Origin of the sequence: Pseudomonas sp. FH4, from assembly GCF_000510915.2 — a bacterium.
GTDB lineage: Bacteria > Pseudomonadota > Gammaproteobacteria > Pseudomonadales > Pseudomonadaceae > Aquipseudomonas > Aquipseudomonas brenneri.
The window spans coordinates 307,079-327,653 of record NZ_AOHN01000016.1; the positions used below are offsets into that span (position 1 = coordinate 307,079).

Below are 20,575 nucleotides of genomic sequence, written 5' to 3' on the forward strand. Positions count from 1 at the left end.
TTCCTGTACGTTCGTACCACTCTTTGACGCTTGTAGCCTCTCAACATCTTGCATTGGGTATGGGGCCTGCATAAGTATCCGCAGGCCGACTCACGAGGTCGCCCTCAATTCCAAAAATGACAACAAATCATGAGGCCAACATGCTTAAACACGCAGTCATTCCGTTTTTAGTCAGCGCCGGTTTAATGGCCGCTGCACCTTTCGCCCAAGCGGCGACTAATCTGGTGTTCTGCTCCGAAGGGAGCCCGGCCGGTTTCGACCCAGGCCAGTACACCACCGGAACAGACTTCGATGCTTCGGCCGAAACCATGTTCAACCGTCTTAGCCAGTTCGAGCGCGGCGGCACCGCCGTGATTCCTGGCCTGGCCACCAAGTGGGACGTTTCCGAAGATGGCCTGACCTACACCTTCCACCTGCGCGAAGGCGTCAAGTTCCATACCACCCCATACTTCAAGCCGACGCGCGAATTCAACGCTGACGACGTGCTCTTCACCTTCAACCGGATGATCAATAAAGACGATCCATTCCGTAAGGCCTACCCCACCGAGTTCCCGTACTTCACGGACATGGGGATGGACACCAACATCAAGAACATCGAGAAAATCGACGACCACACCGTCAAGTTCACCCTTGGCACCGTGGACGCCGCGTTTATCCAGAACCTGGCCATGAGCTTCGCCTCGGTACAGTCGGCTGAATACGCCGCCCAACTGTTGAAGGACGGCAAGCCCCAGGACATCAACCAGAAACCGGTCGGCACTGGCCCGTTCGTGTTCAAGAGCTACCAGAAAGACTCCAACATCCGCTTCACCGGCAACAAGGATTACTGGAAGCCTGAAGACGTGAAGATCGACAACCTGATCTTCGCCATCACCACCGACCCGTCGGTGCGTGTGCAGAAACTCAAGAAGAACGAATGCCAGGTCACCCTCTTCCCGCGTCCGGCCGACCTCAAGGCCCTGGGCGAGGACAAGACCCTGAAACTGCCGCACCAGGCCGGTTTCAACCTGGGTTATATCGCCTACAACGTCATGCCGGTCCTCAAGGGCCAGACAGCGGCCAACCCGCTGGCCGACCTGCGCGTACGCCAGGCCCTGGACATGTCGGTCAACAAGCAGCAGATCATCGACTCGGTGTACCAGGGCGCAGGCCAGCTGGCAGTCAACGCCATGCCGCCGACTCAGTGGTCCTATGACGAGACCATCAAGGACGTCCCGCACGACGTAGCCAAGGCCAAAGAGCTGCTCAAGGAAGCCGGCGTCAAGGAAGGCACCGAGATCACCTTGTGGGCCATGCCAGTACAACGCCCGTACAACCCCAACGCCAAGCTGATGGCCGAAATGCTGCAGAACGACTGGAAGCAGATCGGCTTGAAGGTCAACATCGTCAGCTACGAGTGGGGCGAGTACATCAAGCGTTCCAAGGGCGGCGAGAACCAGGCCATGATCATCGGCTGGAGCGGTGACAATGGTGACCCGGACAACTGGCTGAACGTGCTGTTCGGCTGCGATTCCCTGGCCGGCAACAACTTCTCCAAATGGTGTGACAAGAAATTCGACGGCATTGTGAAAGAAGCCAAGGCCACCTCGGATGTCGCCAAACGCACCGAACTGTACAAACAGGCGCAACACGTCCTCAAAGATGCAGTCCCTATGACACCTATCGCGCACTCGACGGTGTATCAACCCATGCGCAACAACGTGCAGGACTTCAAGATCAGCCCATTTGGCTTGAATTCCTTCTACGGGGTGAGCGTCAGCAAGTAGTGATCTCTGGCGGCGACGTTTCATAACGTCGCCGTTATTGCATCCGCCAAGATCCTAGGAATCGGACTACATAAACAGAGGCTGCCGTCCTACAGCAGCTAACTGCCGATGTTCCGTCCAATACCTACAAGGTCTGTCCGGTTCTGCGCATTTACTGCCCCACCCTCGTTCCCTAACGTCGAGGTAGGCAAACACGCAGTTCCGATACGGTATTTGCTGTGGATGAGAGCAGTGCTTTCTCCATGCCAGGTAAGGCGTGGCGATTGTTCACTGACGAAAATGATAAACATGGATTGGGGACCGTCATGCGCCATACCACCGTTCTATCCGCAATATTGGGCACCAGCCTGTTGGCCGTCGCTTCAATGGGCCAGGCGGCCGAGAAGAAAAGCCTGGTGTTCTGCTCCGAAGGCAGCCCGGCAGGGTTCGACACCGCGCAATACACCACCGCCACCGACAACGATGCGGCCGAGCCGATCTACAACCGCCTGGTCGAGTTCGAAAAGGGTGAAACCAGCGTCGTACCTGGGCTGGCTACCAAGTGGGATATTTCACCCGATGGCCTGACCTACACCTTCCATCTGCGCGAAGGGGTGAAATTCCACAGCAACAAGGAGTTCAAGCCGACACGGGATTTCAACGCCGATGACGTGCTGTTCACCTTCAACCGCATGCTTGACCCCGACCACCCGTTTCGCAAGGCCTACCCCACCGAGTTCCCATACTTCAACGGGATGAGCCTGAACAAGAACATCGCCAAGGTCGAGAAAACCGACCCGCACACCGTGGTGATGACCCTGAACACGGTCGACGCCGCGTTTATCCAGAACATCGCCATGAGCTTCGCTGCGATCCTCTCGGCCGAATATGCCGAGCAACTGCTCAAGGCCGGCAAACCCAGCGATATCAACCAGAAGCCAATCGGCACCGGGCCGTTCGTGTTCCAGCGTTACCAGAAGGACTCGCAGATCCGTTTTGCCGGCAACAAGCAATATTGGGACCCAAGCAAGGTCAAGCTCGACCAACTGATTTTCGCCATCAACACCGACGCTTCGGTGCGGGTACAGAAGCTCAAGGCCAATGAATGCCAGGTCACCCTGCATCCACGCCCCGCCGATGTCGACGCCCTCAAGGCCGACCCGAACCTGCAACTGCTGACCAAGCCTGGCTTCAACCTCGGCTACATTGCCTATAACGTGCGGCATAAACCCTTCGACCAGCTCGAAGTGCGCCAGGCGCTGGACATGGCGGTGAACAAGCAGAGCATCCTCAATGCCGTGTACCAGGGCGCGGGCCAACTGGCGGTCAACGCCATGCCACCGACCCAGTGGTCCTACGACGACACCATCAAGGACGCCGCCTACAACCCGGAAAAAGCCAAGGAATTGCTCAAGGCCGCCGGCGTCAAGGAAGGCACCGAAATCACCTTGTGGGCCATGCCGGTGCAGCGCCCGTACAACCCCAACGCCAAACTGATGGCCGAAATGCTGCAAAGCGACTGGGCCAAGATCGGCCTCAAGGTCAAGATCGTCAGCTATGAGTGGGGCGAGTACATCAAGCGCACCAAGAACGGCGAACACGACATCAGCCTGATTGGCTGGACCGGCGACAACGGTGACCCGGACAACTGGCTGGGTACCCTCTACAGCTGCGACGCCATCGGCGGGAACAACTACTCGATGTGGTGTGACCCGGCGTACGACAAGCTGATCAAGCAAGCCAAGGTCGTCACCGACCGAGAACAACGGACTGTTCTGTACAAACAGGCGCAGCAACTGCTCAAGCAGCAGGTGCCGATCACGCCTGTCGCCCACTCGACGGTCAACCAACCGTTAAGCACCAAGGTCGAAGGTTTCAAAGTGAGCCCCTTCGGCCGCAACGTGTTCTCGGGCGTCAGTATCACCCCATAAGAAAATAACCGGATACGCAGAGCGAAGTTGGCTCTGCGGCAAACGTGTAGCTGTAATTCGCGAAATGCCCTACAGCAAACGTTTGCAAAGGCTTGAAGAGTTACACACCCAATAACCGGTTCACCTAATGAGACCGGTATTAAAAAAAGAGAACCAAAGGAGCTCCACCCATGAAATTGAGCAGCAAAGTGCTACTGGCCATGGCCATCAGCAGCATCACCGCCACCGCCTACGCGGAATCAGTGAGCCAGGACTTCGTTCCAACCACACTGGCCGGTACCAGCGCCCAAAGCGAGGCCAAAGGCTTTGTCGAAGACTTCAGCCTGGGCGGCCAGACGCGTAACTGGTACTCCCATGAAAGCAAGTACCGTGGTGGCACCTTCGAATACCAAAAGCACGGTAAAACCCTGACCGACCGCAACCGTACCAACTGGGTACAGGGCACCATCCTCAACGCCAGCTCGGGTTTCACCGAAGGTACCGTAGGCGTCAAGACCGAAGTTGCGGTGTACAACGCTCTGGTCCTGGACCGCAGCAAGCGTGACATCAAGGGCGGCTCCAACCGTACCCTGGCTGATTCCAGCGGCGACGCCGTAGATCAGTGGAGCAAGCTGGGCCTGGCCAACGTGCAATTCCGTGTGTCGAACACCACCCTGACCGCCGGTCGCCAGAACTTCAGCAGCGCAATCGTCGACACCATCGGCAACCGTGCCCTGCCTTCGAGCTTCCAGGGCGTGAGCATCGACAGCCAGGAGTTCAGCAACCTGTCGTTCCAAGGCGGTATTTTTGACCGCGTATCGCCGCGTAGCGAGCAAAGCCTGTCAAAATTCCGTACCGAGTACGGCAATGGTGCCGAGACCGACAAGGTCTACACCGCCGGTGTGAACTACCAGCCACTCAAGAGCTTGAAGACCAGCTTCTTCGCCGCCAACGTCAAGGACTTCTGGAACCAGTACTACTTTGGCGCAACCCACGAATTGGGTGATAGCCAGCAACTGGCACTGACCACCGGTTTCAACTACTACAAGACCGTTGACGAAGGCAAAAAGGAAATGGGGGAAATCGACAACGATACCTACTCCCTGTCCCTGGGCCTGGCTCACCAGGCTCACAGCCTGACCTTCTCTTATCAGCATGTGAACGGTAACGAATACTTCGACTACCTGCACGAAACCAACGGCATCTACCTGGCCAACTCCCTGACGTCGGACTTTAACGGCCCGAACGAGAAATCGTTCCAGATCGCCTACGCCATCAACATGGCCGAATACGGCGTGCCAGGCCTGAAGTTCAACGCCTACTCGGCACGCGGCTGGGACATCGACGGCACCCACTACACCGGTAACGGTGGCCGGGCCAAATTCGCCTACGACGGCATCCAGAAACAAGACGGCGAGAAACACCAGGAATACGGTGTAGGCGCCGGCTACGCGATCCAGAGCGGCCCGCTCAAGGCCACGGCTATCCGTGCAACCTACGTCGAGCACCGTGGCAGCAAGTTCCAGTCTGACGGCAGCATCAAGGAATTCCGCCTGGTCACCACCATTCCATTCAACATTCTTTAATTAGCGCCAGGTGCACCGCGGGCTCAGGACGAGTTCGCGGTGCATGCTTGTCTGGTTGAAACAATCGTGGAGGACTCCTAGATGAAAATGCTCCCGTTACAAGCAGCCATCGCTGCTGCGCTGTTGAGTGTGGCCGTCGGCATTTCAGCCAAGCCGCTGGTGGTCTGCACCGAAGCCAGCCCGGAAGGCTTCGACCCGGTCCTGTACACCACGGCCGTCACCGCCGACGCCGCCGCCGAAACCATGTTCAACCGCCTGGTGGACTTCAAGCCTGGCACGACCCAAATCGTGCCCGCGCTCGCCAAGTCCTGGGACATCAGTGAAGACGGCCTGACCTATACGTTCCACCTGCGCGATGACGTCAAGTTCCATACCACCGACTACTTCAAGCCCACGCGTAACCTGAATGCCGACGACGTGCTCTGGAGCTTCCAGCGTCAACTGGACCCGAAACACCCATGGCACGACAAGTCCACCACCGGCTTCCCCTATTTCGAAAGCATGGGTTTCAAGGAACTGCTCAAAAGCGTCGAGAAGACCGATGACCACACCGTGATCTTCACCCTGACCCGCCCCGAAGCGCCGTTCCTGGCCGATGTCGCGATGCCGTTCACCGCCATCCATTCCGCCGAATACGCCGACAAGCTGCTGGCCGCCAACAAGACCGGCGAGCTCAACAGCAAGCCAATCGGCACCGGCCCGTTCATTTTCACCCGCTACCAGAAAGACGCCCAGGTGCGCTTCAAGGCCAACCCGGAGTACTTCCGTGGCAAGCCGCCCGCCGACCCGCTGATCCTGGCGATCGCGGTGGATAACAACGTGCGCCTGCAAAAACTCAAGGCCAATGAGTGCCAGATCGCCCTGTATCCCAAACCCGATGACCTGCCGAGCATCAAGGCCGATCCAAACCTGAAGGTCGCGGAACTGGCGGCAATGACCACCGCCTACACCGCCATGAACACCACCCACAAGTACATGAGCGACGCGCGGGTGCGCCACGCGATCAACATCGCGTTCGACAAACAAGGCTATAACGAATCCCTGTACGGCAAAGGCAATGCCGTCGACGCCACCGGTCCGTACCCGCCGACCCTGCTAGGCTTCAACGACAAACTGAAAAACCCGGCCCGCGACCTGGACAAGGCTCGCGCCTTGCTCAAGGAAGCCGGCGTGCCAGAAGGCACTGAGTTCACCCTGTTCACCCGCAACGGCGGCGGCCCGACCAACCCCAACCCGATGCTTGGCGCCCAGCGTATGCAGGCGGATCTGGCGCAGATTGGCCTGAAGGTCAATATCAGGGTCATGGAGTGGGGCGAAATGCTCAAGCGCGCCAAGGCTGGCGAGCACGACATGGTCTCTGCCGGCTGGGCCGGGGATAACGGCGATCCAGACAACTTCCTCACGCCGAACCTGAGTTGCGATGCAGCGAAAAACGGCGAAAACTACGCCCGTTGGTGTAACCAGGAGTTTCAGGGCTTGATCGACAAGGCCCGCGCCATCGCTGAACCCACACAGCGCGCCGCACTCTATGAACAAGCGCTGGACGTTTTCGACAAGGACCAACCGTGGATCCCCATGGCCTACCCGAAAATGTTCACCGCCATGCGTAAAAACGTCGAGGGTTATACCCAAAGCCCCCTGACCAACAATAACTTCGCCACCACCCAGGTGAAGTAATAAGAGACGCCCGGCGCCGTCGACATTGACGGTGCCGGACCTGCCTAACCGGCTGATTGAGGTAGATACCACGATGTTTAGTTTTATTGCCCGCCGATTGGGATTATTGATCCCAACGTTTTTCGGCATCACGTTGCTGACTTTTGCGTTGATTCGCATGATCCCTGGCGACCCCGTAGAAGTCATGATGGGCGAGAGGCGGGTTGACCCCGAGATGCACGCCCAGGCAATGGAACGCCTTGGCTTGAACAAACCCTTGTATGCGCAATACCTGGATTACGTCGGCAAGCTCGCCCAGGGCGACCTCGGCGAATCCCTGCGGACCCGCACCAGCGTTTGGACCGAGTTCAGCGCCCTGTTCCCCGCGACCCTGGAACTGTCCATGGCCGCCCTGTTGTTCGCCGGCATCCTCGGGCTATTGGCCGGGGTGATCGCGGCCTTGAAGCGAGGATCCCTGTTCGACCATGGGGTGATGGGCATCTCCCTGGCGGGATATTCGATGCCGATCTTCTGGTGGGGCCTGATCCTGATCATGTTCTTCTCCGTGAGCCTGGGCTGGACCCCGGTTTCCGGGCGTATCGACCTGCTCTACGACATCGAGCCACGCACCGGCTTCATGCTGATCGACACCTTGCTGGCCGACGAGCCGGACGCGTTCTGGGATGCCCTGCACCACCTGATCCTGCCAGCCATCGTGCTCGGCACCATCCCGCTGGCGGTGATTGCGCGGATGACCCGCTCCTCGATGCTCGAAGTCCTGCGCGAAGACTACATCCGCACCGCCAAGGCCAAAGGCCTGTCGCCGGCGCGCGTGGTATTCGTACACGGCCTGCGTAATGCGCTGATTCCGGTGTTGACCGTGGTCGGCCTGCAAGTCGGCACGTTGCTGGCCGGTGCAGTCCTGACCGAAACCATCTTCTCCTGGCCCGGCATCGGCAAATGGCTGATCGAAGCCATTGGCGCACGGGACTACCCGGTGGTGCAAAACGGCATCCTGCTGATCGCCTGCCTGGTGATCCTGGTGAACTTCGTGGTGGATATCCTCTACGGCTTCGCCAACCCACGCATCCGTCACCAGCGCTGAGATCATGACCATGACCACACCTACTCAAGTGTCAGCAGTCGATCAAAGCCTGCTGTACCCGTCGCCGTACAAAGAATTCTGGCAAGCCTTCTCCAAGAACAAGGGCGCGGTTGCCGGCCTGCTGTTCATGTTGCTGATCGTGTTCTGTGCGATCTTCGCCCCGTGGGTTGCCCCCCATAACCCGAGCGAGCAATACCGCGACTTCCTGCTGACCCCGCCGTCGTGGCTTGAAGGCGGGCAGATACAGTTCCTGCTGGGCACCGACGAACTGGGCCGCGACCTGCTGTCGCGCCTGATCCAGGGCTCGCGCCTGTCGTTGCTGATCGGCTTGTCGTCGGTGGTGATGTCGCTGATCCCGGGGATCCTGCTGGGCCTGTTCGCCGGGTTCTTCCCGCGCCTGCTCGGCCCGACCATCATGCGTCTGATGGACATCATGCTGGCCCTGCCGTCGCTGCTGCTGGCCGTGGCGATTGTCGCCATCCTCGGCCCTGGCCTGATCAACACCGTGATCGCGATTGCGATCGTGTCACTGCCATCCTACGTGCGCCTGACCCGCGCAGCAGTGATGGGCGAGCTCAACCGTGACTACGTGACGGCCGCGCGCCTGGCCGGTGCCGGTCTGCCACGCCTGATGTTCGTCACAGTGCTGCCCAACTGCATGGCCCCCCTGATCGTGCAGGCGACCTTGAGCTTTTCCTCGGCGATTCTCGATGCTGCGGCCCTGGGTTTCCTCGGCCTTGGCGTGCAACCGCCAACCCCCGAGTGGGGCACCATGCTGGCCTCGGCCCGTGACTACATCGAACGTGCCTGGTGGGTCGTGAGCCTGCCTGGCTTGACCATTTTGCTCAGCGTGCTGGCAATCAACCTGATGGGCGACGGACTGCGCGATGCGCTGGATCCGAAACTCAAGAATGCCGCGTGAGGAGATTCCCATGTCACTGCTAGAAATCAAGAATCTCAATGTGCGCTTCGGCGACAAGACTGCCGTGCCAGTGGTCGACGGGCTCGACCTATCCGTGGACAAAGGCGAAGTACTGGCCATCGTTGGCGAGTCGGGCTCGGGTAAATCCGTGACCATGATGGCGCTGATGGGCCTGATCGAGCATCCCGGCATCGTCAGCGCCGACTCGCTGACCTTCGACGGCAAGGACATGCTCAAGCTGAGCAATCGCCAGCGCCGGCAGATCGTCGGCAAAGACCTGGCGATGGTCTTCCAGGACCCGATGACCGCGCTGAACCCCAGCTATACCGTGGGGTTCCAGATTGAAGAAGTGCTGCGCCTGCACCTGAAAATGTCCGGCAAGCAAGCGCGCAAGCGTGCCATCGAGTTGCTGGAAAAAGTCGAAATCCCCGGCGCTGCCAGCCGCATGGACGCCTACCCGCACCAGTTGTCGGGCGGCATGAGCCAGCGTGTGGCGATTGCCATGGCCATTGCCGGCGAGCCCAAGCTGCTGATCGCGGATGAGCCGACCACGGCGTTGGACGTGACCATCCAGGCGCAGATCATGGAGCTGCTGCTGGCCCTGCAGAAAGAACAGAACATGGGCCTGGTACTGATCACCCACGACCTCGCGGTGGTAGCAGAAACCGCCCAGCGGGTGTGCGTGATGTATGCCGGCCAAGCCGTGGAAGTCGGCCAGGTGCCGGGCTTGTTCGACGTACCCGCGCATCCTTACAGCGAGGCATTGCTGGCGGCGATCCCGGAACACAGCATGGGCGCCGAGCGCCTGGCAACCTTGCCGGGCATCGTCCCCGGCCGTTATGACCGCCCGCAAGGCTGCCTGTTGTCGCCACGCTGCCCCTACGTGCAGGACAGCTGCCGCCAGACCCGTCCGAGCCTGGACCCGCAAGCCCACAGCCTTGTGCGCTGCTTCTACCCCTTGAACCAGGAGGTGGCGTAATGGCCGTCGTTCTTACCGCCCGCGACCTGACCCGTCACTACGAAGTGTCCCGTGGCCTGTTCAAGGGCCACGCCACCGTGCGCGCCCTCAATGGCGTGTCGTTCGAGCTGGAAGCCGGCAAGACCCTGGCTGTCGTGGGTGAGTCCGGTTGCGGCAAATCCACCCTGGCCCGGGCGCTGACGCTGATTGAAGAGCCATCGTCCGGCGCCTTGAAAATCGCCGGCCAGGAAGTCGCCGGCGCCAACAAGGCCCAGCGCAAGCAACTGCGCAAAGACGTGCAGATGGTGTTCCAGAGCCCTTACGCGTCGTTGAACCCACGGCAGAAAGTCGGTGATCAACTGGGCGAGCCGCTGCTGATCAACACCAACCTGTCCGCCGCCGAGCGCCGGGAAAAAGTCCAGGCGATGATGAAGCAAGTGGGCCTGCGCCCTGAGCATTACCAGCGCTACCCGCATATGTTCTCCGGTGGCCAGCGCCAGCGGATCGCCCTGGCCCGGGCGATGATGCTGCAACCCAAAGTGCTGGTGGCGGACGAACCGACCTCGGCGCTGGACGTGTCGATCCAGGCCCAGGTGCTCAACCTGTTCATGGATTTGCAGCAGCAGTACAACACGGCCTATGTGTTCATCTCCCACAACCTGGCGGTCGTCCAGCACGTGGCGGATGACGTGATGGTGATGTATCTCGGCCGCCCGGTGGAAGTGGGTCCCAAGGAAGACATCTACGCACGCCCCCTGCACCCGTACACCCAGGCGCTGTTGTCGGCCACCCCGACCATTCACCCGGACCCGAACAAACCGAAAATCAAGATCGTCGGCGAACTGCCCAACCCGTTGAACCCGCCACCTGGCTGCGCCTTCCACAAGCGCTGCCCGTACGCGACCGAGCGCTGCAGCAGTGAAGAGCCGCTGTTGCGCGAACTGGACAACCGCCAGGTGGCTTGCCATCACGCGGAGCAGTTCGTGGCCTAAAGCCTGTGGGAACGGGCTTGTGTGGGAGCGGGCTTGCTCGCGAAAGCGGTGGGTCAGCCCCCCATTCAGTGACTGATACGCCGCCTTCGCGAGCAAGCCCGCTCCCACAGGGGATCGTGGTGATACCGAGTTGTACAGCCTCTCCCGCCAGATTGCGCATCAGTCTGGCAGGAGGGGCTTTTTTGTTTTTTGGGGCCGCATCGAGGCCCGGCCAAAGTGTAAAAGTTGTAAATGACATTTGCTTACATTTGATAATGAATAGCATTCCGGCGCATAGAGAGCGCCGAATCCTGCTGGAAGGCAGTTCTGGTGCATCTCGCCCAGTTACCACCTTCCTTAAAGGATTTTACTCACATGTCCCCTCGATTCAGGCTCAGCCGTTTTTCCCTGGCGCTTATCGCCGCCCTTTCGTCTCCCACACTGCTGGCAGATACCCAGGAGAAAGAACACGGCAAAGTCCCGATAGAGACGACCGACCTGCCCGTCGACGGCACCTCCCAAGCCTTGGAACTGAGCGAAACACGAATCCTGGGCACCGCCGCCGAAGAGCTCAAACAAGCCCCCGGCGTGTCGATCATCACCGCCGAAGACATCAAGAAGCGCCCACCGACCAACGATCTGTCGGACATCATCCGCCGTGAGCCAGGCGTCAACCTGACCGGCAACAGCTCCAGCGGCAGCCGTGGCAACAATCGCCAGATCGACCTGCGCGGCATGGGCCCGGAAAATACCCTGATCCTGATCGATGGCAAGCCGTCGACCTCGCGCAACGCCGTGCGCTACGGCTGGAGCGGCGACCGTGATACCCGTGGCGAAACCAACTGGGTACCGGCCGAGGAAGTCGAACGCATCGAAATCCTCCGTGGCCCGGCGGCCGCGCGTTATGGCTCCGGCGCCATGGGCGGGGTGATCAACATCATCACCAAGCGCCCGACCGACCAGTTGCACGGCTCGCTGACCACCTACGTGTCGCTGCCCGAAGACGATGCCGAAGGCATGAGCAAGCGCACCAACTTCAACCTCAGCGGCCCGTTGAGCGATACCTTGGCGTTCCGCGTCTACGGTGGCCTGAACAAGACCGACGCCGATGACTCCAACATCAACCAGGCCGAGCAGGCCAGCGCCGACTCGTTGGTAGCCGGCCGAGAAGGTGTGCGCAACAAGGACGTCAACGGCTTGCTCAGCTGGCAGTTCACCCCCGAGCAAACCCTGGACCTGGAAGCCAGCTACAGCCGCCAGGGCAATATCTTTGCCGGCGACACCATGCTCAACGGCGGCGGCACCTTCGTTAACAGCCTGGTGGGCAAGGAAACCAGCGTGATCCAGCGCAGCAGTTTCTCCGCCACCCATCGCGGCGAGTTTGACTGGGGTTCGACCCTGGCGTCGCTGAGCCACGACCTGACCCGCAACGCGCGTCTCAACGAAGGCCTGGCAGGCTCCGGCGAAGGTGCACCTTCTGCCACTGCGGGTGCTTTTGAGTCGCGCCTGCGCAATACCCGAGCGACTGCCGAAGTCAACCTGCCCCTGAGCTTCGGCACTGAGCAGGTACTGACCCTGGGCAGCGAATACCTCTACGAATCGATGAACGATCCAGGCTCGCTGCGCCCACAAAGCTACGACCCAGGCACCGGTGCTGTCCCAGGCATCCCAGGCGTCAGCCGCAGCAGCACCAAGACCACCGCGTCGAGCTATGCGTTGTTCGCCGAGGACAACATCGAAGTCGGCAGCAAGACCATCATCACCCCCGGCCTGCGCTACGACAATCATGAAGAGTACGGCGGCAACTGGAGCCCGAGCCTTAACGCCTCGCACCAGTTGACCGATGAACTGAGCCTCAAGGGTGGTATCGCCCGGGCCTACAAGACGCCGAACCTGTATCAATCCAATCCCAACTACCTGCTGTACAGCCGCGGCAATGGTTGCAACGCCAGCGAAGCCAACTCGGGCGGTTGCTACCTGATCGGCAACCCGAACCTGAAACCGGAAATCAGCGTCAACAAGGAAATTGGCCTGGCCTTCGACAAAGGCACCTGGCGCACCAGCGCGACCTACTTCCGTAATGACTACAAGAACAAAATCAATGCCAGCAACCAGGCCGCTTTCCGCCTGGACGGCGGCCGCCGTGTACTGCAGTGGGAAAACAGCGGCGCGGCACTGGTCCAGGGGATCGAGGGCAACCTGTTCATGGACCTGCGCGACGACCTGGCCTGGAACACCAACCTGACCTACATGATCGACTCCAAGGACAAGGACACTGGCGAGCCACTGAGCATCATTCCCAAGTACACGGTCAACACCACGCTGGACTGGCAGGCCACCGACAAACTGTCGTTCCAGGTCAGCGGCACCTACTACGGCAAACAGGAAGCGCCGACCCTCAATTCACGCAGTGCCAATAATTACGACAGCAGCGCGCAGCAGGATGTCGACCCGTACGGCCTGATGGGCCTGAGCAGTGGCTACGAGTTCACCAAGAACCTGAGCGTACGCGTGGGTATCGAAAACCTGCTGGACAAGCGCCTGTATCGCAAAGGCAATGCGGATGACGCGGGCGCGCAGACCTATAACGAGCCGGGGCGTGCTTACTTTGCGTCGGTGACTGCTTCCTTCTGACGCTACACCTCAACGAAAACACCTGCACCGCCCGGCCTGCCGGGCGGTGCTTTTTCCGACGATGTTGAAATATCGTTGATCAAGTTTGATTCGAACTTATCTGTAATCCCCGCCCAGAAAAGGCAACTAATAAAGAAAATAACTACAACCAACACTCGTTAACCCCCGACCTTACCTCGCAAAATCTGAAACATGTAACATCTCCTCCATTAATATTGCCCCACAGAAAATCCACGATTAAAGTCTGCCGTCCAAACCCTCATCAACAGGTAGACCTTTATGAAGTATCGCGACATATCCCGTTCACTCGAAAACTTACTAAACACCATCTATAAAGATGGCGACGTCACCTTTGAAGAATTCAAAACCCTCCAGAAATAATCGGATCGCCGTTGGGAGGCGGTCATGGAAGAGCTTGGCAAGAACAACACGCTAATCTCTTTCCAAAGCGCCATGGATGTTGCCCTGCACTTGCTCTACCTCAGTGTCGAGCACATAAAAAACCAGGAGTTGACCGACTTTGGCGAAGCGCTTGTAAAAGATGCGGTGATTGCACAGGTTGAAGCGGTGCGGGTGGGGGCGGAGCTTTCCTTGAAACAGCTGAGAGTTGGATCGAATACGCTGTAATTTTTACGACCCTCCAATGAAAAGGGCGACGGCATGGTGGCTTCGCCCTTTCATCAATTCACGTCATGAAAGCACAACACTTTCATACCACGCCATCTTTCGCCCGACACCTTGACTATCTAACATGATATCGATCTCCACATTCACCCATCAAAGTCACATGCCTCCCACTTCTAACGTAGAAGGCACAAAGTTCAGCGCCAACTGCTAACATTAACAGTTGGCAACCCAGAACCTCTCAACACCTACAATACAGCACCGGCCTGCTTCAATATGAAGTACCCTTCGACACGTCTAACCGTATCCCCAATAGGCACATCGAGATTAAACGTAAAAAATCCAGATTTTTCTGAAGGGTTAATCATTCCGGTAATAAAACCGGACGTAAGTCTAGTCACCCCCCCTGACAGAAAATGTTCCACACGATATCCCTGATTAACAGGAACATTGCCCCCCCAAAAATCAAACGTATCGAATCTAAAAATAAAGCCCGTTTCATGTATAGGGTTATCTGTATCCCGACCTTGAAAAATCGGCAGGACAGGAAACTGCCCCGTCTCAAGATATACGTACTTATAACGAGGGGTTACAAGCCCTCCGTCTTCAAAACGATATTCAAAGTGCCCGATGGCATCCGCTACCATACTTTCTTCATGACTGACCATGACTCACTCTCCATGCTATGTAATTTGATAGAAAGACCTGTGCTTTCAAGCTCCAAACCAAAAACATGCTGTTGAGCGTCTACTGTCAACATTGATAGTAGGCCTCACGACCTCGTTTTTTGCCCAAAAAGCAAAACACCTTTTACATTGGTCTTCATGTCTATTTAACAGCCGCGCCCTATAAAACCTACTGTCAAGCTTCACAGTTGACTTTCCAGCTATTCTCAAGGCGATAAAAAACCCTAAAGATAAAATCTTTAGGGTTTTTTAGTTTCGTACTATGAAATGACTAAATTAATGATGCTCACGCGTCGCGCGGAACTTCACATCCGGCCAGCGCTCTTCCATCAGCGCCAGGTTGACCCGGGTCGGGGCCAGGTAGGTCAGGTGACCGCCGCCGTCGATGGCGAGGTTTTCCACCGCCTTGTTGGAAAACTCCTCCAGTTTCTTCTTGTCACTGCAATCGATCCAGCGCGCGGAGTACACGGTGATTGGCTCGTAGGAGCACTCGACCTTGTATTCCTCTTTCAAGCGGCTGGCCACCACATCGAACTGCAGCACACCGACGGCGCCGAGGATGATGTCGTTGCTGCGCTCGGGGAAGAACACCTGGGTCGCGCCCTCTTCGGCCAATTGCTGCAAACCCTGGCGCAGTTGCTTGGACTTGAGCGGGTCGCGCAGGCGTACGCGGCGGAACAGTTCCGGGGCGAAGTGCGGGATACCGGTGAAGCCCAGTGCCTCGCCTTCGGTGAAGGTGTCGCCGATCTGGATGGTGCCGTGGTTGTGCAGGCCGATGATGTCGCCGGCAAACGCTTCTTCCAGTTGTTCACGCTCGGAGGAGAAGAACGTCAGGGCGTCGCCGATGCGCACGTCCTTGCCGGTACGCACGTGACGCATCTTCATGCCCTTTTCGTATTTGCCGGAGCAGATACGCATAAAGGCGATACGGTCGCGGTGCTTGGGGTCCATGTTCGCCTGGATCTTGAACACGAAACCGGTGAATTTTTCTTCGACTGGCTCAACCGTGCGCTCGTTGGCAACCCGCGCCAGAGGCTTGGGCGCCCAGTTCACGACCGCATCAAGCACGTGATCGACACCGAAGTTGCCCAATGCCGTACCGAAGAACACCGGGGTCAACTGGCCGTCGAGGAATTCCTGCTGGTTGAATTCGTGGCAGGCGCCCTGCACCAGCTCAAGTTGGTCGACAAACCGGTCGTACTCGTCACCCAGGTGGGCGCGGGCTTCGTCGGAATCGAGTTTCTCGATGATTTTCACGTCGGTGCGTTCATGACCGTGGCCGGCGGTGTAGACAATGATGTAGTCGTCGGCCAGGTGGTACACGCCCTTGAAGTCGCGGTAGCAACCAATCGGCCAGGTAATCGGCGCAGCCTTGATTTTCAGGACGGCTTCGATTTCATCGAGCAGTTCGATCGGATCACGGATATCACGGTCGAGTTTGTTGATAAAGCTGACGATCGGCGTGTCACGCAGGCGGCAGACATCCATCAGCGCGATGGTACGTGGCTCAACGCCCTTACCACCGTCGAGGACCATCAAGGCCGAGTCCACTGCGGTCAGGGTGCGATAGGTATCTTCGGAGAAGTCTTCGTGGCCCGGGGTGTCGAGCAGGTTGATCATGTGTTCGCGGTAAGGGAACTGCATGACCGACGTGGTAATGGAAATACCCCGTTGCTTCTCCATCTCCATCCAGTCGGAAGTGGCATGGCGATCAGACTTGCGGGATTTCACCGTGCCGGCCACAGCGATCGCCTTGCCCATCAGCAGGAGCTTTTCGGTGATGGTGGTTTTACCGGCATCGGGGTGGGAAATAATGGCGAAAGTGCGGCGTTTCGCGACTTCGGCGGCCTGGTGGGTCATGGGAAATCGCCTGGCAGGTGAGTCAAAAAAGGGCGGCGAGTATAGCGTAAATCAAGGCACCCAGACCACCGCTCACCCGATTGGGGGTGGCTAAATGCTGCCAATTATGGAACCTTTTAAAAGGCGGAGACGTCCACTCCCCTGTTATCGCATTGGTAACAGAGGCTGAAATATCAGCAAGTTAGCCTGACGGGGCTGCGCTCATGGTTCGACCAAACGCCGTATTGCCGGCATTGGCGAGCTGCTTTTCGCGACCACATTGACCGGCAGCCAGGAATGGCAATGCCACACGGGAATGTGCTCGCCGACTGAAATAAAGGAGTCCGCCTGTGGCTATTCGCTATGGCAAAGGGCTGATAGGAGGAGCGGTTGTCGTCGCTCTCCTGGCCCTGCTGATCCACTGGATCGGCATCAACACGATCGAGATGTACCGCGACGATTTGTTGTTTTACCTGCAAGCACACCTGATCCTCGTTCTAGTCTCCATGCTGGCCGCCCTCGTTGTAGGGATTCCCGCCGGTATCCTGCTCAGCCGACCGAATATGGTCGGGCGCGCAGAACGTTTCATGCAGATCTTCAACATCGGCAACACCGTCCCTCCCCTGGCCGTACTGGCCATCGCCCTCGGCGTCCTCGGCATCGGCATGGGCCCTGCGATCTTCGCCCTGTTCCTCGCCTCCTTGCTGCCAATCGTGCGCAACACCTATGAAGGCCTGAAAAACGTGCAGGGCTCCCTGAAGGAAGCGGCCGTCGGCATCGGCATGACCCCGCGCCAGGTGTTGTTTCGCGTCGAACTGCCCAACGCCGTGCCGATCATCATCGGTGGCGTGCGTGTGGCCCTGGCGATCAACGTCGGCACCGCACCGCTGGCGTTCCTGATTGGTGCCAACAGCCTGGGCAGCCTGATCTTCCCCGGCATCGCCCTGAACAATCAGCCGCAATTACTGCTCGGCGCCGCGTGTACCGCGCTGCTGGCCTTGCTGCTTGACGGCCTGGTGACCATGGCCAGCCGCCTCTGGCTGGAACGCGGAGTGCGTGCGTCTTAAGGCTGGGTAAAGGAATCGACATGAAAAAAATAAGCTTGATATTAGGCTGCGTCCTGCTGTTTGCAGGCATTGCGCAAGCCGCTGAAAAACCGGTGATCCGCATCGGCGCCCGAGTGTTCACCGAGCAGACCCTGCTCGCGGAAATCACCTCCCAGTATCTGCGCACCAAGGGTTACGACACCCGCGTGACCGGTGGCCTGGGCAGCAACCTGGCGCGCAGTGCCCAGGAAAGCGGGCAACTGGACCTGATCTGGGAATACACCGGCGTGTCCCTGGTGGCCTACAACCATGTGGACGAAAAACTCGACAGCGAACAGTCCTACGCACGGGTCAAAGAACTCGACGCGAAAAAAGGCCTGGTCTGGCTCTCGCCATCGAAGTTCAGCAACACCTACGCCCTGGCACTGCCAGAAAAAGTGGCCGCCGAGCACCCGCAGATCAATACGATCAGCGACCTGAACAACGCCATGCGAGAGGACACCAAGGAGCACCGCCTGGTGGCTCTGGACACCGAGTTCGCCAACCGTTCCGACGGCATGGCCGGCATGGTCAAGCTGTATGAGATGAACCTGACCCGCGAAAACACGCGCCAGATGGACGCCGGCCTGGTCTACACCGCGCTGCGTAACGGCCAGGTGTTTGCAGGGTTGGTGTACACCACTGACGGGCGCCTCAACGCCTTCAAGTTGAAGCTGCTGGAAGATGACCTGCATTACTTCCCGGACTACACCGCCGCGCCCGTGGTGCGTCAGGTTTATCTGGATGCCCACCCGCAACTGGCCGCCGAGCTCAAGCCACTGGCGGCGCTGTTCGACGATGAAACCATGCGCCAGTTGAACGCGCGGGTCGACGTCGACCATGAAAGCCCGTCCGCAGTTGCCGCTGATTTCCTGCGCCAGCACCCACTCAACTAAAGAGGAGAAGACATGGAATTTTTGAACGCCTTTTCCCATCTTGATTGGGCCCAAGTCCTGCACCTGACCTGGCAGCACATCACCCTGGTCGGTATCGCCGTGATCCTCGCAATTGTCGTCGGCGTGCCCCTGGGCGTGCTGATGACCCGTTTCCCGACCCTCGCTGGCCCGTTGCAGGCCAGTGCCACGGTGTTGCTGACCGTGCCGTCCATCGCCCTGTTCGGCCTGCTGCTGCCGTTCTACTCCAAGTTCGGCCAGGGCCTGGGGCCGATGCCGGCGATCACCGCTGTGTTCCTCTACTCGCTGTTGCCGATCATGCGTAACACCTACCTGGCCCTGACCGGCGTGGAGCCTGGGATTCGCGAAGCCGCCAAAGGCATCGGCATGACCTTCGGCCAGCGCCTGCGCATGGTCGAGTTGCCCATCGCGGTGCCGGTGATCCTCGCCGGCGTGCGCACTGCCGTGGTGATGAATATCGGTGTGATGACCATTGCCGCCACCATCGGCGCCGGTGGCCTGGGTGTACTTATTCTGGCTTCCATCAGCCGCAGCGACATGTCGATGCTGATCGTTGGCGCCGTGCTGGTCAGTCTCCTGGCCATCTTCGCCGACCTGCTTCTGCAATGGCTGCAACGCTCGCTGACTCCAAAAGGATTGCTCAAATGATCGAACTTCAAAACCTGTCCAAGACCTTCCAAAGCAACGGCAAGACCATTACTGCCGTTAACGATGTGAGCCTGACCGTCAACGAAGGCGAAATTTGTGTGTTCCTCGGCCCATCGGGTTGCGGCAAGAGCACCACGCTGAAGATGATCAACCGCCTGATCCGCCCGACCTCGGGCAAGATCCTGATCAACGGCGAAGACACCACCGACCTCGATGAAGTGACCCTGCGCCGCAACATCGGCTATGTGATCCAGCAGATCGGCCTGTTCCCCAACATGACCATCGAGGAAAACATCGTGGTGGTGCCCAAGCTGCTGGGCTGGGACAAGCAGAAATGCCATGACCGTGCCCGCGAATTGATGAGCATGATCAAGCTCGAACCCAAGCAGTATCTGCACCGCTACCCGCGCGAGTTGTCCGGCGGCCAGCAGCAACGAATCGGCGTGATCCGCGCCCTGGCGGCCGATGCGCCGTTGCTGTTGATGGACGAACCGTTCGGCGCGGTCGACCCGATCAACCGCGAGATGATCCAGAACGAGTTCTTCGAGATGCAGCGTGCGTTGAACAAGACCGTGATCATGGTCAGCCATGACATCGACGAGGCGATCAAGCTCGGCGACAAGATCGCAATCTTCCGCGCCGGCAAGCTGTTGCAGATCGACCACCCGGACACTCTGCTGGCCCATCCTGCCGACGAATTTGTCAGCAACTTTGTCGGCCAGGACAGCACCCTCAAGCGCCTGCTGCTGGTCAAGGCCGAAGACGCGGCGGACAACGCCCCGTCGGTCAGCCCGGAAACCCCGGTAGCCGATGCCCTGGAATTGATGGACGAGCATGACCGGCGCTATGTGGTGGTCACTTGCGCCGAGAACAAGGCGCTGGGGTATGTGCGACGTCGCGACCTGCATCGTCAGACCGGCACCTGCGCCCAGTACCTGCGCGAATTCAACGCCACGGCGGCGTTTGACGAGCACTTGCGCATCCTGCTGTCACGGATGTACGAGTTCAACCGTTCGTGGCTGCCGGTGATGGATGCCGAGCGGGTGTTTTTGGGGGAAGTGACCCAGGAGTCGATTGCCGAGTACCTGAGCTCCGGCAAGTCCCGTGGTGGCAAGACCAGTATTGTGTCGCCCGCAGAAACCGCCCAGGCCTGACCTGACACCACTCGGTCAAAACTGTGGGAGCGGGCTTGCTCGCGAAGGCGGCGTGTCAGTCACTGAATAGGGTGCTGAACCACCGCCTTCGCGAGCAAGCCCGCTCCCACATTTTGGACTGCCCCCAAGAAGTTGGAC

16 protein-coding genes are annotated in these 20,575 nt (G+C 58.9%); 14 read left to right on the forward strand and 2 right to left on the reverse strand.

The annotated features are described in order from the left end of the window. The first annotated feature begins 140 nt into the window (after positions 1-140). The 10 genes from H097_RS12645 (at position 141) to H097_RS28720 (ending at position 14,114) form a co-directional block, all read left to right on the forward strand. Positions 141-1,766 carry an ABC transporter substrate-binding protein gene (locus H097_RS12645; RefSeq protein ID WP_032860131.1) on the forward strand — a complete coding sequence of 542 codons (1,626 nt, stop codon included), beginning with the start codon at positions 141-143 and terminating at the stop codon, positions 1,764-1,766. Between the two features lie 305 nt (positions 1,767-2,071). Continuing rightward, complete coding sequence (locus H097_RS12650; RefSeq protein ID WP_032860132.1) at positions 2,072-3,676, forward strand: ABC transporter substrate-binding protein; 1,605 nt, start codon at positions 2,072-2,074, stop codon at positions 3,674-3,676. Between the two features lie 170 nt (positions 3,677-3,846). After that, a complete protein-coding gene (locus tag H097_RS12655; protein WP_032860133.1) occupies positions 3,847-5,241 on the forward strand; it encodes an OprD family outer membrane porin in 1,395 nt (464 codons plus the stop codon). Between the two features lie 81 nt (positions 5,242-5,322). After that, entirely contained in the window at positions 5,323-6,918 is a 1,596-nt protein-coding gene (locus H097_RS12660) for an ABC transporter substrate-binding protein (RefSeq protein WP_032860134.1), read from the forward strand. A 73-nt stretch (positions 6,919-6,991) separates the two neighbouring features. Further along, on the forward strand, positions 6,992-8,002 hold the full coding sequence (locus H097_RS12665) for an ABC transporter permease subunit (RefSeq protein ID WP_032860135.1): 1,011 nt from the start codon (positions 6,992-6,994) through the stop codon (positions 8,000-8,002). Positions 8,003-8,012: 10 nt separating this feature from the next. Then, positions 8,013-8,924: an ABC transporter permease subunit gene (locus H097_RS12670; RefSeq protein ID WP_029291943.1), complete on the forward strand. Its 912-nt coding sequence runs from the start codon at positions 8,013-8,015 to the stop codon at positions 8,922-8,924. A 10-nt stretch (positions 8,925-8,934) separates the two neighbouring features. Next, positions 8,935-9,903, forward strand: a complete 969-nt coding sequence (locus H097_RS12675; RefSeq protein WP_032860136.1) for an ABC transporter ATP-binding protein — start codon at positions 8,935-8,937, stop codon at positions 9,901-9,903. Next, positions 9,903-10,874: a peptide ABC transporter ATP-binding protein gene (locus tag H097_RS12680; protein ID WP_032860137.1), complete on the forward strand. Its 972-nt coding sequence runs from the start codon at positions 9,903-9,905 to the stop codon at positions 10,872-10,874. Before H097_RS12675 ends, H097_RS12680 begins: the two co-directional genes overlap by 1 nt. 354 nt (positions 10,875-11,228) lie before the next feature. Beyond that, complete coding sequence (locus H097_RS12685; RefSeq protein WP_032860138.1) at positions 11,229-13,487, forward strand: TonB-dependent siderophore receptor; 2,259 nt, start codon at positions 11,229-11,231, stop codon at positions 13,485-13,487. Between the two features lie 405 nt (positions 13,488-13,892). Beyond that, positions 13,893-14,114, forward strand: coding sequence for a hypothetical protein (locus H097_RS28720; protein ID WP_229752309.1), 222 nt, complete (start codon positions 13,893-13,895; stop codon positions 14,112-14,114). Between the two features lie 245 nt (positions 14,115-14,359). Here H097_RS28720 and H097_RS12695 read toward each other — a convergent pair whose 3' ends face one another. Then, on the reverse strand, positions 14,360-14,779 hold the full coding sequence (locus H097_RS12695) for a hypothetical protein (protein ID WP_032860139.1): 420 nt from the start codon (positions 14,777-14,779) through the stop codon (positions 14,360-14,362). Between the two features lie 294 nt (positions 14,780-15,073). Continuing rightward, positions 15,074-16,657, reverse strand: a complete 1,584-nt coding sequence (locus H097_RS12700; RefSeq protein ID WP_032860140.1) for a peptide chain release factor 3 — start codon at positions 16,655-16,657, stop codon at positions 15,074-15,076. Between the two features lie 329 nt (positions 16,658-16,986). On the opposite strand from H097_RS12700, the gene H097_RS12705 reads away from it, so the two are divergent. The 4 genes from H097_RS12705 to H097_RS12720 are packed head-to-tail and all read left to right on the forward strand — an operon-like array spanning position 16,987 to position 20,437. Further along, the gene (locus H097_RS12705) at positions 16,987-17,703 is read left to right on the forward strand and encodes an ABC transporter permease (protein WP_032860141.1); all 717 of its coding nucleotides are present in this window, start codon (positions 16,987-16,989) and stop codon (positions 17,701-17,703) included. 20 nt (positions 17,704-17,723) lie between these two features. Continuing rightward, positions 17,724-18,617: a glycine betaine ABC transporter substrate-binding protein gene (locus H097_RS12710; protein ID WP_032860143.1), complete on the forward strand. Its 894-nt coding sequence runs from the start codon at positions 17,724-17,726 to the stop codon at positions 18,615-18,617. Between the two features lie 12 nt (positions 18,618-18,629). Beyond that, positions 18,630-19,283, forward strand: a complete 654-nt coding sequence (locus H097_RS12715) for an ABC transporter permease (protein WP_027604864.1) — start codon at positions 18,630-18,632, stop codon at positions 19,281-19,283. Next, positions 19,280-20,437, forward strand: coding sequence for an ABC transporter ATP-binding protein (locus H097_RS12720; protein ID WP_032860144.1), 1,158 nt, complete (start codon positions 19,280-19,282; stop codon positions 20,435-20,437). Before H097_RS12715 ends, H097_RS12720 begins: the two co-directional genes overlap by 4 nt. Positions 20,438-20,575: the final 138 nt, after the last annotated feature.

Excerpts from the sequence above, each read along its gene's own strand:
- H097_RS28720 (WP_229752309.1), top strand. The coding sequence starts at position 13,893 with ATGGAAGAGCTTGGCAAGAACAACACGCTAATCTCTTTCCAAAGCGCC.
- H097_RS12685 (WP_032860138.1), top strand. The coding sequence starts at position 11,229 with ATGTCCCCTCGATTCAGGCTCAGCCGTTTTTCCCTGGCGCTTATCGCC.
- H097_RS12675 (WP_032860136.1), top strand. The coding sequence starts at position 8,935 with ATGTCACTGCTAGAAATCAAGAATCTCAATGTGCGCTTCGGCGACAAG.
- H097_RS12715 (WP_027604864.1), top strand. The coding sequence starts at position 18,630 with ATGGAATTTTTGAACGCCTTTTCCCATCTTGATTGGGCCCAAGTCCTG.
- H097_RS12720 (WP_032860144.1), top strand. The coding sequence starts at position 19,280 with ATGATCGAACTTCAAAACCTGTCCAAGACCTTCCAAAGCAACGGCAAG.
- H097_RS12680 (WP_032860137.1), top strand. The coding sequence starts at position 9,903 with ATGGCCGTCGTTCTTACCGCCCGCGACCTGACCCGTCACTACGAAGTG.
- H097_RS12650 (WP_032860132.1), top strand. The coding sequence starts at position 2,072 with ATGCGCCATACCACCGTTCTATCCGCAATATTGGGCACCAGCCTGTTG.
- H097_RS12700 (WP_032860140.1), bottom strand. The coding sequence starts at position 16,657 with ATGACCCACCAGGCCGCCGAAGTCGCGAAACGCCGCACTTTCGCCATT.
- H097_RS12655 (WP_032860133.1), top strand. The coding sequence starts at position 3,847 with ATGAAATTGAGCAGCAAAGTGCTACTGGCCATGGCCATCAGCAGCATC.
- H097_RS12695 (WP_032860139.1), bottom strand. The coding sequence starts at position 14,779 with ATGGTCAGTCATGAAGAAAGTATGGTAGCGGATGCCATCGGGCACTTT.
- H097_RS12665 (WP_032860135.1), top strand. The coding sequence starts at position 6,992 with ATGTTTAGTTTTATTGCCCGCCGATTGGGATTATTGATCCCAACGTTT.
- H097_RS12660 (WP_032860134.1), top strand. The coding sequence starts at position 5,323 with ATGAAAATGCTCCCGTTACAAGCAGCCATCGCTGCTGCGCTGTTGAGT.
- H097_RS12710 (WP_032860143.1), top strand. The coding sequence starts at position 17,724 with ATGAAAAAAATAAGCTTGATATTAGGCTGCGTCCTGCTGTTTGCAGGC.
- H097_RS12670 (WP_029291943.1), top strand. The coding sequence starts at position 8,013 with ATGACCACACCTACTCAAGTGTCAGCAGTCGATCAAAGCCTGCTGTAC.
- H097_RS12645 (WP_032860131.1), top strand. The coding sequence starts at position 141 with ATGCTTAAACACGCAGTCATTCCGTTTTTAGTCAGCGCCGGTTTAATG.